This window comes from Paenibacillus humicola (assembly GCF_028826105.1).
Lineage (GTDB): Bacteria > Bacillota > Bacilli > Paenibacillales > Paenibacillaceae > Paenibacillus_Z > Paenibacillus_Z humicola.
In genome coordinates this window covers 5,312,587-5,326,845 of the sequence record NZ_JAQGPL010000001.1, presented here as the reverse complement: position 1 = coordinate 5,326,845, position 14,259 = coordinate 5,312,587, and the positions used below count along the sequence as shown (strand labels likewise).

Here is a 14,259-nt window from a genome sequence, read left to right as displayed (position 1 = left end):
CAATGCTAATACTTGGTGAAAGGGGGATTACCTCATGCCACGCAAAGGTCCAGTACCGAAACGTGATGTACTTCCGGATCCGCTTTATAACAGCAAGCTGGTAACGCGTTTGATTAACCGCATCATGATCGACGGCAAACGCGGCGTAGCGCAGACGATTTTGTATGATGCGTTCACGCTGATCAACGAGCGCACGGGTAAAGACCCGATGGAAGTATTCGAAGCGGCTATCAAAAATATTATGCCTGTACTTGAAGTTAAAGCGCGCCGGGTAGGCGGCTCCAACTATCAGGTCCCGGTAGAAGTAAAGCCAGAGCGACGCACGTCGCTTGGTCTCCGCTGGCTCGTCAACTACTCCCGCAACCGCGGCGAGAAAACGATGGAGGAGCGTCTGGCGGCAGAAATTATCGACGCATCCAACAATACGGGCGCATCGGTGAAAAGACGCGAAGACACGCACAAAATGGCAGAAGCGAATAAAGCATTCGCACACTACCGTTGGTAGGATTCGCATAATCGAAAGGAGACGAAATCATGGCAAGAGAGTTCTCCTTGAAAAATACGCGCAATATCGGGATTATGGCGCATATTGACGCAGGAAAAACGACCACGACCGAACGGATCCTTTTCTACACGGGCCGTACCCACAAAATCGGCGAAGTGCATGAAGGCGCAGCGACGATGGACTGGATGGAGCAGGAACAGGAGCGCGGCATTACGATTACGTCGGCCGCTACAACCGCTCAATGGAATGGTCACCGCATCAATATTATCGACACCCCGGGACACGTCGACTTCACGGTTGAAGTCGAACGTTCCCTGCGCGTATTGGACGGGGCCGTTGGTGTATTTAGTGCCAAAGAAGGCGTCGAGCCGCAATCCGAGACAGTATGGCGTCAAGCTGACCGTTACGGCGTGCCTCGTATCGCGTATGTTAACAAAATGGACATCATTGGCGCAGACTTCCTTAATGTCGTCAAAGACATGCGTGAGCGTCTGCAGGCCAATGCCGTTGCCATTCAACTTCCGATCGGCGCCGAGAACGACTTTATCGGTGTAATCGACATTGTTGAACGTGTCGCTTACAAATATAAGGACGATCTGGGTAAAGAACCGGAGAAAATCGAAATTCCGGCGGAATACACCGATAAGGTCGACGAACTCCGTCTGGAATTGGTTGAGAAAGTTGCAGAACTGGACGAAGAGCTCACGATGAAGTATCTGGAAGGTGAAGAAATCACGATTCCGGAGCTCAAAGCGGCTCTGCGCAAAGGCGTTTGCGAAGTGAAAATCTTCCCGGTCATTTGCGGCTCCTCGTACCGCAATAAAGGCGTTCAGCTTATGCTCGACGCGGTCGTCGACTATCTGCCGTCGCCGCTCGACGTTCCGGACATCAAGGGTACTCTTGAAGACGGCACGGAGACGACGCGCAAATCGGCTGACGATCAACCGTTCTCAGCACTGGCGTTTAAAATTATGACGGACCCGTACGTTGGCAAATTGACGTTCTTCCGCGTATATTCCGGCATCCTGAATTCCGGATCGTACGTTGTGAATGCGACGAAAGGCAAACGCGAACGGATCGGTCGTATTCTTCAAATGCACGCGAACAGCCGTCAGGAAATCAGTGAAGTTTACGCTGGCGATATTGCGGCAGCCGTAGGCCTCAAAGATACGACGACCGGCGATACGTTGTGCGATGAGAAGAATCCGGTTATTCTGGAGTCGATGAACTTCCCTGAGCCGGTTATCCAGCTTGCGGTTGAGCCGAAGACGAAAGCGGACCAGGATAAGATGGGTATCGCGCTGCAAAAGCTGGCCGAAGAAGATCCGACGTTCCGCGCTCATACAGACGAAGAGACCGGACAAACGATCATCGCCGGCATGGGCGAGCTTCACCTCGAAATTCTGGTTGACCGGATGCTTCGCGAGTTTAAGGTCGAAACGAACGTCGGTAAGCCGCAGGTTGCATACCGCGAGACGTTTAAACAAGCCGCGAAGGTTGAAGGCAAGTTCGTGCGCCAATCTGGCGGCCGCGGTCAATACGGTCATTGCTGGGTTGAATTCGAGCCTCAAGAAGCTGGCGCGGGATTCACCTTTGAGAACAAAGTCGTCGGCGGCTCGATTCCTCGTGAATATATCGGTCCGATTCAGGCCGGTATTGAAGAATCCATGAAGAACGGCGTTCTTGCCGGATTCCCGCTCGTCGATATCAAAGCTACCGTATTCGACGGTTCGTACCATGATGTCGACTCCTCGGAGATGGCGTTCAAAATTGCCGGATCCATGGCGCTTAAAGCGGCGAAGGACAAGTGTGCTCCCGTACTGCTTGAGCCGATTATGAAGGTCGAAGTCAGCGTTCCGGAGGAGTACATGGGCGACGTTATGGGGATGCTGAGCTCCCGTCGCGGTCGTATCGAAGGTTCGGATACGCGTCACGGCGCAGTCATCATTCGTGCGAAGGTACCTCTTGCCGAAATGTTCGGATACTCGACGACGCTTCGTTCCGGTACGCAAGGCCGCGGCGTGTTCTCGATGGAACTGTCGCACTATGAAGAAGTTCCGCGTTCGATCTCGGAAGAGATCATTTCGAAATCCAAAGGAAACGCGTAATTCGGATTTTCGCAGCGGATAAGTTGTACTTTGGCAGGGGAAGGCGGCGATTAGCCGCTTAAACCCGCCGATCACATACACATTTCCTAATATTAAGGAGGAAAAAGTTCAATGGCTAAGGCTAAATTTGAACGTAACAAACCGCACGTTAACATTGGTACGATCGGTCACGTTGACCATGGTAAAACGACGCTGACAGCGGCCATCACGACGGTACTTTCCAAAAAATACGGCGGTGCTGCTGTAGCATTCGACCAAATCGACAAAGCTCCGGAAGAGCGCGAGCGCGGTATCACGATCTCGACGGCTCACGTTGAGTATGAAACGCCTAACCGCCACTATGCTCACGTTGACTGCCCGGGTCACGCCGACTATGTTAAAAACATGATCACCGGTGCTGCTCAAATGGACGGCGCAATTCTCGTTGTATCCGCAGCTGACGGCCCGATGCCGCAAACGCGCGAGCACATTCTGCTCTCCCGTCAGGTAGGCGTACCGTACATTGTCGTATTCCTGAACAAGTGCGACATGGTTGAAGACGAAGAGCTGCTTGAGCTCGTTGAAATGGAAGTTCGCGACCTGCTGAACGAGTATGAATTCCCGGGCGACGATACGCCGATCGTTCGCGGCGCAGCTCGTGAAGCTCTGTCCAATCCGGACGGCCCTTGGGCTGACAAAATCGTTGAGCTGTTCGAGCAAATCGATACCTACATTCCGACGCCTGAGCGCGACACGGAAAAGCCGTTCCTTATGCCGGTCGAGGACGTGTTCACGATTACGGGCCGCGGTACCGTTGCTACGGGTCGCGTAGAGCGCGGTACGGTTAAAGTAGGCGATGAGATCGAAATCGTAGGTCTCAACGAAGAAACGAAAAAATCCGTCGTTACGGGCGTTGAAATGTTCCGTAAACTGCTTGACTCCGCTCAAGCCGGCGACAACATCGGCGCACTGCTCCGTGGTGTTGACCGTAAAGAAATCGAGCGCGGCCAAGTATTGGCGAAGCCGGGTTCGGTTAAACCGCACACGAACTTCACCGCTCAAATCTACGTCCTGACGAAAGAAGAAGGTGGCCGTCACAAGCCGTTCTTCACTGGCTACCGTCCCCAATTCTACTTCCGTACAACGGACGTAACGGGCATCATCAACCTGCCGGAAGGCACGGAAATGGTTATGCCTGGCGACAACATCACGGTAACGGTTGAGCTGATCGCTCCAATCGCCATCGAAGAAGGCACTCGCTTCGCAATTCGCGAAGGCGGCCGCACCGTAGGCGCCGGCGCTGTTGCAACGATTCAAAAATAATTACCCGCGGCTACAGCCGCACATCTAAAGAGCATTCCTTCGGGGATGCTCTTTTCTTTATTGGCGCCATGTGAGTGAGCTGGTACCTGTACATATAGGTAAATTCCCCACAGGTGCGATTGTGCGTTAATAGGAAACGGCTGGATGCATGTGTGGGAGCCATTCTTTGCGTACCATTCACAGCTGTCATTTCACGGTGTTTTCGCTGCATGATGGCGGTCAGTCGGCTACGGAGTAAACAAAAGCTGTTTTGAAATATTTCGTTCGCGTGTTATAGGCCTCCATCTACCCTTGTAGTAGCTCGTACATCAACATAAAGATTCCTTGTGCCTGGTCCTGATACAACTTTCGCATCGTCTCTCGTAAAACTACAAATCGAGGCCAGATTGACGAATGAAGCGGCGGCGATTGCGACGGAAGGCGGTATCGTGCCCGTCCTCCGGATTCTGTAACAACCGCAAAAACCCATGACCCTGATCCAAAGACTTGCCACCTGAGAAACACGATATCTATCGATCATGACCAAGATCCTACTTTTTATTAGTGCCAACCTACAACATATTTACCCCCTGTATTAGTAAAGGAACTTCCATTATTTACTTAGGACCAATATTCCATGAAGTGGGAGTGTAGCTGAACCACATGATTTCTGAATACAACTTACATTTCGTTATACGATTGAAGCAAGGGAAATCTATACATAAATTTAAATCGATTTACCATACCAACGGTATCTCCTATGCAAAAAAAATAGCGCCCCCTTTCGGGAGCGCTATCCGATGGATTATTAGTTAATGAATCCAACGTTGCTGAGAAAACGGATAATCATTGTAGCGGCTTCAGCGCGGTTTGCGTTAGCGTCGCCGACCACTTGCGTGGAGGTTTGGCCAAGTACAATACCGGACTTGATCGCTGCAGCGACTTCGGCTTTCGCCCAGCCAAGAGAAGCAGCGTCGGTATATTTAGCAAGAGCTGCAGACACATCAGCGTCGGACAGCTTCACGTCTTTACCGGCATAAGCCATAGCACGAACGACCATAGCTGCCACTTCTTTGCGGGTAATGTTCGCGTTCGGTTTGAAGCTGCCATCTTCGTAGCCTTTGATGATACCAGCGTCAGCAGCAGCTGCTACAGAACCGGCATACCATTGGTTCGAAGCTACATCTTTGAAGGATGCAGTTCCGGAAGCGTCAAGACCCAACGAACGAACGACCATTGCTGCAAACTCGGCACGAGTGATATTCCGTTTCGGTTCGAACTTGTTAGCGCCCGTTCCTTCAACGATCAGCTTCGATGCCAGAGTGGTCACGTCTTTCTGCGCCCAGTTACCGACCATATCCGTGAAGGATACAGGCTTCACATTCACAACCGTGTAGATGCTGTTACCGTTACGCATCAACGTTGCAGTCGTTTTGCCATCCTCCGTTGCAAACGTAGTCGGAACAAAGTTCAACTCGTTTGTATCCGGATTAAACATAACGCCTGTCAGGTTATAAGTCGTATCGGTTACAGTTTCAGACAACGGAAGCTGACGAGAAACGTATTGACCAAAGTTGACTTCTTGCTCCTTACCGCTGCCTTGTGCCACGACATTGAAATCGTAAACTGGAGCGACAGATTCACCAACTTTATAAACAGCATTTGCAACTTCCGTTGCGTCATCGCCCGTTACCTTTTTCATATCGACACGAATGACCAAAGTAGAAAGATCAACTCCAACGGAGTCAGCCAGTTTTCGGAGGTCAAGCGCGCCAATGGGAAGGGTGTACGTAACGCCTTCGCTGTTTTTAATCGTCAGTGATTTACCGCCGACCAGAGCATTAGCTGGCAGGTAGAGAGTTTCAATATCGGTCGTAATTGTCGCCGTTCCGTCAGCTTGCAGTGCAGCAATAAGGCTGGCTGCATCGACGTTACCATTTTCAAAAACAACGATCGGACCGCTGGATGATCCTCCGCCACCATAGTAACCACCGCTACCATAGTAGTTACGATCGTAGTAAACATCAGAAATGACATCACTGCCTGGGTAGAAATAATTGAACCTCAATTTGCTATATTCCGGGTAAACATTACTCGGCACATCAAAATCGAAGTAAACGCTACCTGCAGCAGAGTTTGAGTATGTAGTGTCAATGGTCCAATGGAAGCCATTTTCAGCATACACCTCAACCTGTACGCTATTGTTCTGAGATTTAAGCTGATCGTATACATCCTGAGATACGTAAACTTGTCCGGACACAGATCCGTTGCTGCTGGTGATATTTTGGAAACCAGCGCTGGCAAAAGCAATGATCGGTACAAGCATCGTGATCGTCATTAAAAGGACAATCAATCCAGCGGTCTTTTTCAAGACCAGTTTTTTCATGTTTTCACCTCCTTTCATTAAAATGAAGAATATCTCATCATCTACGAAAACGAATTATATACTAGATCATGGAAGAAAAAAAGATCAATATTTGTAAATAGAAAGAAAATATATAAATTTGTCGAGCAAATTTCAAAACATTGGTTCATAACTAGGAGTTTCGCAATGTCCCAAATACTTTCACAAATATTTATCGGTAAAGAATTTGTAATTGTTTATGCATAAAGCGTCTAAAGTATATTATTTACGAATAATCAACGTGCACCAACCGATTCCTCTACTTGATCCAACGTTATTTTTTCATTGGGATCCGAGCTAATCAACTTCTTTTGTAGATCCAAGTCGTCTTTTCCCGTTTTGTGAAGAGAAGCTAAATAATACCTTACACCAGCACGATTAGTAGTATAGTTCACCGACGGATCGTTGCCTGTTAATGGTTCAGTTCTCATTGGTTCTAGAACCTTTATGGCTTGTTGATAGTCTTTCGTAAAATAGTAGATTCCGCCAATAGCCAGCCGAATGGTAGGTGTAAGTTCAAATGGTCGGCCAGGCAGTTGTTCCTTTGGCAAATCTTTAAGTTTATCAATTCGGCTCAAAACTTCTTTATACAAATTAAGTGCCTGATTCCAAACACTTTTAGATTCATCCGGCTCAGTACTTAAATCCGCTTGACCGTCAACAAAGTATTCTAGCATGGCTGCTTCATAAAAATTAATATCCCAGGGAAATTTACTAATCCCTTCTTTTAAGGAATTGATTGCATTATTATACGCTCCTAAATCTTTAAAGTTGCGATATTGAGCCAAAATCAAATCATGATTATAAGGCTCATAAGGTACAAGCCGGTCAAGAGCGGTTTTCGCTTGCTGCAAATAGGTTTGATTATGTGTTTGTTGATAGGCCTGACTTAGCAAACTAACTTTAGTTAATGTATAAGTGGGATGATCAGGCGTGATTTTAATGGCCTTGTCGATATCCGGCAAAAGATTATCCAATGTTGCGTTTCCTTTACTCGCATTTGCCAAAGCCTGATCGTAGTATTGATTGGCATTGTGTAGGCGCATGGTCCAAGAGAATAAGATGATAGACAGAAGAGCTACTGATGCCGGGAAAATATATTTGTACTTGCTGTTGCTATATTCATTCCATTTAACGATAATCAATTCACTTCCATATGGGGCCAACATAGCACCCAGACAGAAGAATACTAGACTGCTGTAATAAAGATAACTCATATCGAAATCGATCATGCTATGCGCCAAGAGCGACAGCGAAACGATGAAAAAGAAAAATTGACTGCCTTGAAGATTTTTATGCTTAATATACAACCGAATAAAAAGGATATAGGAAATTGCAATCATGGCGAGTACAATGACAAAACCTATAACTCCAACTTCAACCAGCGTTTGAATAAAATAACTGTGAGCTTGATTGCTTGAATAGGGATTGCTCTGGTATTTCTGATAAATAGTCGCCCATCCGCCACCACCCGTACCTAGTATTGGATAATCCCGAATAACCTTAAATGCGTCCCGATAAAAGGTCTCCCTTTCCAAAACACTGTGCTGATCAAAGTTGATATTCTCCAGGCGCTGAGCGATCTGTTCAGGCAGCAATTTTTGAATTTCTCCACTGCTGATGACTAAAATTGAAAGTATAACTCCAATGCCAACAACAATAATAGGGATAACAAAAACGGACCCTTTTCGTAAACTCAAGGAAGAGAGTTTCTTCTCGAACCATGGAACCACCCATTGATTGCAGGCAAATACAGCTAAAGCCGTAACAATTGAAGTAACGATTACGAGAAGCCAGCTTTGTAAAGCCATTTGTTGCCAGAAAGGTATCGTATGAGCAGGTGAACCAGCGGCTTTCGGTTGTACGATTCGTGCGATTTTATCGTAATTTGTTGTAATCTTACTTAAAATGATGAAAGTTGAAAGAATCGACAATACCATGTACAGTAGATATGAGATTTGACGAACCATCCTAAAAAACGGCAAAATAATCAACACAAGAAACGGAAGGATTACGATTGCGCCACGAGAGTATGTAAGCATGAATGATGTGAACAAGGGCACAAGCATAACAGCGTGCATCATTCTTATATACCATCGTTTAGTGAAGACAATGAAATAGAGACAGGCCAGGAACAATGCAACAAGGAACCCGGCGTATGTATTTGAATATTGAAAAACGGATGTGAGTCTATACGTTCGGCCATCTGCTAACCACAATGCATCGGTATAATGAACTTGTCCAAAGAGATTTAATAGACCGAAAACCACTATTACATAGCCGCTTAATTGTATAAACGAAACAAACCACGTCTTTGTTTCGTTTGAATTTATTAAATATAGTCCAAAAATATAAAACGCGGCTAGAACGAAATAGTTCAAAATCATAATTCGAGCGAAATGCTCCGAAGCTGCATGAAAGGATGCAAAGAAATATACGACAGGTAGAAGCAAGATACCAATTGATAAAAGGGATTTGTAGTTGTTCAGCTGCCATTTCATAAAAAGAAAGATGGCCATAACAACTAATGTAGCGAAAACAGCTAGCATGGCGCCGTATAATTTATCTTCGTACCCTACTTGATATCCATTAAACAAACCTTGGTAAAACGGGGATACGATAAAAAAAAGGGAGACAAGAATAATGCCAAGCCATTGAATCAGCGAAAAATCCAGGGCAGTATTTTTTTTCTTGGGAAGCTTATCGTTTCTCATTTTAAGACTCCTTGTGGTTAACTTATTCTTCCTTGAGACGTATTCATTCTAGCAAAGTAGGCATTAAAATTCCATAGAGGAACAATTGAATTGATTTTATATCTGGTACTGTTTAGCAATCGGTTTGTATAATAACGTTAAAATTGGGTAAATGCTTTCCTAGTATTTTGGAAGGAGGTGGTGGATAATTTGCGAGTAATCAAGTTTTACACCACTTTAATTTGGTATACACCATTAATTATATTTAGGAGAGACTATGAAACAACATGTATATAACCTATTGAAATATAAAGACTTATTTATTGAACTCGTAAGAAAAGATGTCAAACTTAAGTATAGAAATTCATCGATTGGGATGCTTTGGAGCATGTTGCAGCCGCTCTTAGTTATGGGAGTTTTGACCATTGTATTTTCATCTCTTTTTAAAAACAACATTCAAAACTTTCCCGTTTATGCTTTAACAGGCAGAATCATCTATTCATTCTTTTCAGAAGGAACACATTTTGCACTTGATTCTATCCCATCGAATAGCCAGTTAATTCGAAAGGTTTATGTACCTAAATATTTTTTTCCGATTTCAAAAATCTGTTCATCATTCATTACGAATTTTTTAGCGGTTGTTCCATTAATTTTAGTTATGTTTATTACAGGGATGCATCTATCTTTTGACGATTTATTAATCTTCATTCCATTAATCTTACTGTTTTTTATCACTATAGGGGCGGGATTAGTGTTATCTACATTATCAGTGTTTTTCAGGGATATAAAACATCTTTATTCAGTTTTACTCATGTTAGTCATGTATACAACACCGATCTTTTACCCAATCGGGATTATCCCTGATAAATACTTAATATTAATTGAATTTAATCCGTTGTTTTCAATATTACGAATGTTTAGAGAAATATTGATACAAGATAATCTCCCTTCAGGACATGATATCGTTGTCTCATTTTCATACGCATGTTTTCTTATAATCGTAGGCTTATCGGTGTTTTATAAGAATCAAGACCGATTTATTTTTCGAATTTAGACTGGGCCTATAAGAATTGAGGAGAAACTTTATGCAAGATCAAAATACGGTGCTTCAAGTCAATAATTTAACGATGCAGTATCGTTTGACGACAGAAAAAGTGGAATCGTTCAAAGAGTTTTTTATTAAAAAATTGATGAAAAAAATAAATTATGAACACTTTCTTGCCTTGGACAATGTCAGTTTCGAAGTAAAAAAAGGAGAGATATTTGGGATTGTCGGACTCAATGGAGCTGGTAAGAGCACCTTATTGAAAATTATCGCTGGAATACTGAAGCCTACATTTGGAGAGGTCACAAGAAGGGGATCTATCGCTCCGTTAATCGAATTGGGGGCCGGATTTAACAATGATTTGTCAGGTATAGAGAATATTTATCTTAACGGAATGCTTTTAGGGTTTTCTAAAAAATTTCTATCAAATAAAATCGATGAAATTATTGCATTTTCAGAACTTGAAAAGTTTATTCATTCGCCTATAAAAAATTATTCTTCAGGAATGAAAGCGCGTCTCGGATTTTCAATTGCAACCAGCATACAACCTAATTTGCTTATTGTCGATGAAGTACTATCGGTTGGAGATTTCAAATTCAAGGAAAAATGCGAACAGAAAATAAAGAATATGATTCAGTCGGGAACCTCAGTTTTATTCGTTTCTCACTCGTTGTCCCAGGTACAGGAATTGTGTCAAACTGTTTTGTGGTTGGAAAAGGGCAAAGTACGTGAAATAGGAGAGTCAGCTATAGTTTGCAATAAGTTTCGGGAAGAAGCTTAATTTCTACATTTCTTAATTTCGATCCGATCTAACTCTTAAATTAGGAGACGGTTAAATGCAAAGATTTTGGGATTTAGTAATTCACCCGATTCTATCGGTAATTGATGCGAAGAATGTTGTTGAAATTGGAAGCCAAAGTGGCAAAAATACTGATAAGCTGATAAAGTATTGCGCAGGAAAAAGTGGCACACTATTTACGATAGATCCTGAACCTTTGTTTGATTTGAAAACCTATGAACAAAAATATGGTAATACGATTCAGTTTTATTTAGAACTGAGTTTAAATGCATTGCCAAAGATTAATAGCTACGACGCAATATTAATTGATGGAGACCATAATTGGTATACGGTTTATAACGAGTTGAAAATTATTGAGCAGACTTTCGAAGGAAGAGAATTCCCGGTTGTTTTTATTCACGATATTCATTGGCCGTATGGAAGAAGAGATCTTTATTATAATCCAGATAATATACCTTTAGGTTATCAGCAGCCATACAAAAAAATGGGTATATCCCCTAGTTATTCGAGTCTAGTCGAACAAGGAGGACTTAATCCTCACTTAAATAATTCTATTTATGAACACACTCCTAAAAATGGAGTTCTCACAGCAATTGAGGATTTCGTTAAACAAACTTCTTTTGATTTACTGTTTTACCAAGTTCCTGGATTCCATGGATTGGGAATAATTATTAATCGTGCCCAACAATATTTGATTAAACCTTATGAATTGTATGAGTTTTCCAACTCACTTGTTAGAGACGTTGAATTACAGAGAGTAATGAGTCATATTAAGGTGATAGAATTAAATAAAGAAAAAAAACAAACTGTTGAGAAGACAATCGTTTTAAAAGAACAAGTCAGTAAATTAGATCAAAAAGTAAAAAAACTTGAAAAGTTACTCGAGCAAAAAGATGAATATTTAAAGAGGCTAGAAAGAGAGAATCAAGAAACTCATAAACAGTTTAGTGTTCAGAAAGAACAAATAAATGAATTAAATGTTTCAATTACTTTTAAGAGTAAAGAAATTGATAATTTGACAAAGATGCTTGCAAAGAAAAATACTGAATATATCAGAATGGAAAAAGCGGCAAATACACACCTTAATTCTGTGAGATATAAGCTGGGCGATGCTCTTATCCTTGCAAGCAAACCGTCTAAGCATACATTGCTATTACCAGCTAGAATGTTTAATTTGTTAACTGAAGGCAAGAAAAACAGGATTGAAAGAGGACAAGACGAAAATATCAAAGCTGAAAAATACAAAAGCAGTGAAATAAAGCCTGAAAATACAAAACAAGATAGAAATATAGATGATAAAATGCATATAAAGAGCCAATCTTTTCCTAAGGCAGTCGACATAATTATTCCAATTTACAATGCTTTTGAAGAACTTGTAGATTGTATTAATAGTATTTTAAAATTTACCGATTATCCTGAATATCGTATTCTTCTTGTAAATGATTGTTCTCCTGATAATCGAATTTCTGCTTATTTGCAAGAACTTGAATCAAGATACGAACATATAGTGGTTATGCAAAATGAGAAAAACCTAGGTTTTATAGAGACTGTAAATAAAGGAATGCTTTATTCGGATAGAGATGTAATTTTATTAAATAGCGATACCAGAGTAACTCGAGATTGGTTGAGAAGTATGGTTATATGTGCCTATTCGAAAAAGGAAATAGCTACTGTAACTCCTCTGAGTAATGCAGCAGGTCCTTTCTCAGTTCCTTATTTTAATCAGAATCAAGATTTACCTAACGGTTATTCGGAACACGATATGGCTGAATTATTAGCTAAGCATTCGCGTAATGATTATCCTTCTGTTCCAACCGGTAATGGTTTTTGTATGTTTATAAAAAGGTTTGTGCTTGATCAAATTGGAGTTTTCGATCAAATTTATGGTAGAGGGTATTGCGAAGAAAACGATTTTTGTATGCGTGTAAAAAAATATGGAATGATGAATGTTATTGATGATTCAACATTTATTTACCATAAGCGAAGTGTTTCATTTGGTGATGATAAAAATGAATTGCTTAAAAAAAACCGACTTATTTTGGACGACAGATACCCGAATTATAAGTCCGAAGTGGATGCATTTTTAAAAGCAAATCCTCTTGAGCATTTGCAGGTAGATATGAGACTTGACATGATTAATTCAAACAAAAAAGAAGGAAATCATAGAAATTTATTATTTGTATTACATAAAGGAGGGGGAGGGACACCTTTAACGAATTTGGATCTCACACGACAATTAAGTCGAGAATATAACTGTTTTATATTAATTAGTGATTCAATGCATCTTGAATTATCTATAGTAGATTCTGAGACCGGAAACGAACGGAAATTGAAAAGTTATTATTTTCAACGACCGATACAAATAACAGATTTCCGCAGAGATGATTATGAACAGATTTTAATTAATATTATAAACAAACATAATATAAATCTCATTCATGTTCGCCATTTATTGGGACATACATTTGATTTACCTTATATTGCGAACCAACTCAATATTCCGCTTGTCATGTCTTTTCACGATTTTTACTTCATTTGTCCGACCATCCAACTACTCGACAACAATATGAGGTATTGTGGAGGCAATTGTACGCCAGGAAATGGAACGTGCAATTACCAACAAAAGCGCTTTCCGGAGATGCCCGAGCTTAAGCATAAATGGGTTTACACTTGGAAAAATAATGTTCGAGATATGCTTAATAATATTAGTTACTTCGTTACTACTTCTGAGTATTCTAAAAAAAGATATACTGAAGTATATCAAGAACTGGAAAATCAGGATTTCAGAGTAATTGAACATGGTAGAGATCTAAATAATTTATTAGATGTTTCTGAGTTACCAAAACCAAATAGTAAAATAAAAATTGTTACATTTGGTGGTATTAATGAAAGCAAAGGAATGCAGTTAATCATTGATTTAGTAAAACTTGACCGGGCTCGAAGCAACAGATTGGAACTTCACGTATTAGGTAATACAGTAGCAAAGATAAAAGATTTCACTATTTATCATGGGCCCTATGAAAGGGACAAATTAGGGGAGCGTCTAAAAGAAATTAAGCCCAATTTTTCAGTGATCTTTTCAATATGGCCTGAAACGTATTGCCATACGTTAACGGAATCCTGGGCATTCGGTTTACCACCATTTGTAAGTGATATTGGTACGTTGCGTGAACGCGTTCTTCGTCATAAAGCAGGGTGGCTTGTCGACTATACGGATGTTGAAAAGGTTTATAAGATGATTTTGCAAGTAAGTGATTCAGAAAATGAATATTATAGAGTTAAAGATGAAATGAAAAATATTCGATTTAAAGATACAAATACAATGTCAAATGAGTATAATGTTATTTACAAAGAATTGCTCAATGAGACAAATCATGTTAAATCAGTTTCTAAACCTACACTTTAAATTAGGATGTTTAATTAC

Annotated in this window: 8 protein-coding genes; 6 read left to right on the top strand and 2 right to left on the bottom strand. The window is 41.6% G+C overall.

Translation table 11 applies throughout. The features are described 5' to 3' along the window. The first annotated feature begins 34 nt into the window (after positions 1 to 34). The 3 genes from rpsG (at position 35) to tuf (ending at position 3,915) form a co-directional block, all read left to right on the top strand. Positions 35 to 505, top strand: coding sequence for a 30S ribosomal protein S7 (gene rpsG, locus PD282_RS24465; protein WP_274654049.1), 471 nt, complete (start codon positions 35 to 37; stop codon positions 503 to 505). 29 nt (positions 506 to 534) lie between these two features. Then, positions 535 to 2,613: an elongation factor G gene (fusA, locus tag PD282_RS24460; RefSeq protein WP_274654047.1), complete on the top strand. Its 2,079-nt coding sequence runs from the start codon at positions 535 to 537 to the stop codon at positions 2,611 to 2,613. A 111-nt stretch (positions 2,614 to 2,724) separates the two neighbouring features. Continuing rightward, positions 2,725 to 3,915 (top strand): elongation factor Tu, encoded by a 1,191-nt coding sequence (gene tuf / locus PD282_RS24455; protein ID WP_274654045.1) that lies wholly within the window; start codon positions 2,725 to 2,727, stop codon positions 3,913 to 3,915. Between the two features lie 787 nt (positions 3,916 to 4,702). Here tuf and PD282_RS24450 read toward each other — a convergent pair. Both PD282_RS24450 and PD282_RS24445 read right to left on the bottom strand, forming a co-directional pair. Then, positions 4,703 to 6,280 carry an S-layer homology domain-containing protein gene (locus PD282_RS24450; protein WP_274654043.1) on the bottom strand — a complete coding sequence of 526 codons (1,578 nt, stop codon included), beginning with the start codon at positions 6,278 to 6,280 and terminating at the stop codon, positions 4,703 to 4,705. A 254-nt stretch (positions 6,281 to 6,534) separates the two neighbouring features. Further along, entirely contained in the window at positions 6,535 to 9,012 is a 2,478-nt protein-coding gene (locus PD282_RS24445; RefSeq protein WP_274654041.1) for an O-antigen ligase family protein, read from the bottom strand. Positions 9,013 to 9,268: 256 nt separating this feature from the next. On the opposite strand from PD282_RS24445, the gene PD282_RS24440 reads away from it, so the two are divergent. From PD282_RS24440 to PD282_RS24430, 3 genes are read left to right on the top strand one after another with little or no spacing between them, the layout of a single operon-like run. Further along, entirely contained in the window at positions 9,269 to 10,045 is a 777-nt protein-coding gene (locus PD282_RS24440) for an ABC transporter permease (RefSeq protein WP_274654039.1), read from the top strand. Positions 10,046 to 10,076: 31 nt separating this feature from the next. Next, the gene (locus PD282_RS24435) at positions 10,077 to 10,817 is read left to right on the top strand and encodes an ABC transporter ATP-binding protein (protein ID WP_274654037.1); all 741 of its coding nucleotides are present in this window, start codon (positions 10,077 to 10,079) and stop codon (positions 10,815 to 10,817) included. 55 nt (positions 10,818 to 10,872) lie between these two features. Further along, entirely contained in the window at positions 10,873 to 14,241 is a 3,369-nt protein-coding gene (locus tag PD282_RS24430) for a glycosyltransferase (RefSeq protein WP_274654035.1), read from the top strand. Positions 14,242 to 14,259 lie beyond the last annotated feature (18 nt).

What these genes read in the sequence shown, in the direction of transcription:
- rpsG (WP_274654049.1), top strand. Translation starts at nt 35, where the DNA reads ATGCCACGCAAAGGTCCAGTACCGAAACGTGATGTACTTCCGGATCCG.
- fusA (WP_274654047.1), top strand. Translation starts at nt 535, where the DNA reads ATGGCAAGAGAGTTCTCCTTGAAAAATACGCGCAATATCGGGATTATG.
- tuf (WP_274654045.1), top strand. Translation starts at nt 2,725, where the DNA reads ATGGCTAAGGCTAAATTTGAACGTAACAAACCGCACGTTAACATTGGT.
- PD282_RS24450 (WP_274654043.1), bottom strand. Translation starts at nt 6,280, where the DNA reads ATGAAAAAACTGGTCTTGAAAAAGACCGCTGGATTGATTGTCCTTTTA.
- PD282_RS24445 (WP_274654041.1), bottom strand. Translation starts at nt 9,012, where the DNA reads ATGAGAAACGATAAGCTTCCCAAGAAAAAAAATACTGCCCTGGATTTT.
- PD282_RS24440 (WP_274654039.1), top strand. Translation starts at nt 9,269, where the DNA reads ATGAAACAACATGTATATAACCTATTGAAATATAAAGACTTATTTATT.
- PD282_RS24435 (WP_274654037.1), top strand. Translation starts at nt 10,077, where the DNA reads ATGCAAGATCAAAATACGGTGCTTCAAGTCAATAATTTAACGATGCAG.
- PD282_RS24430 (WP_274654035.1), top strand. Translation starts at nt 10,873, where the DNA reads ATGCAAAGATTTTGGGATTTAGTAATTCACCCGATTCTATCGGTAATT.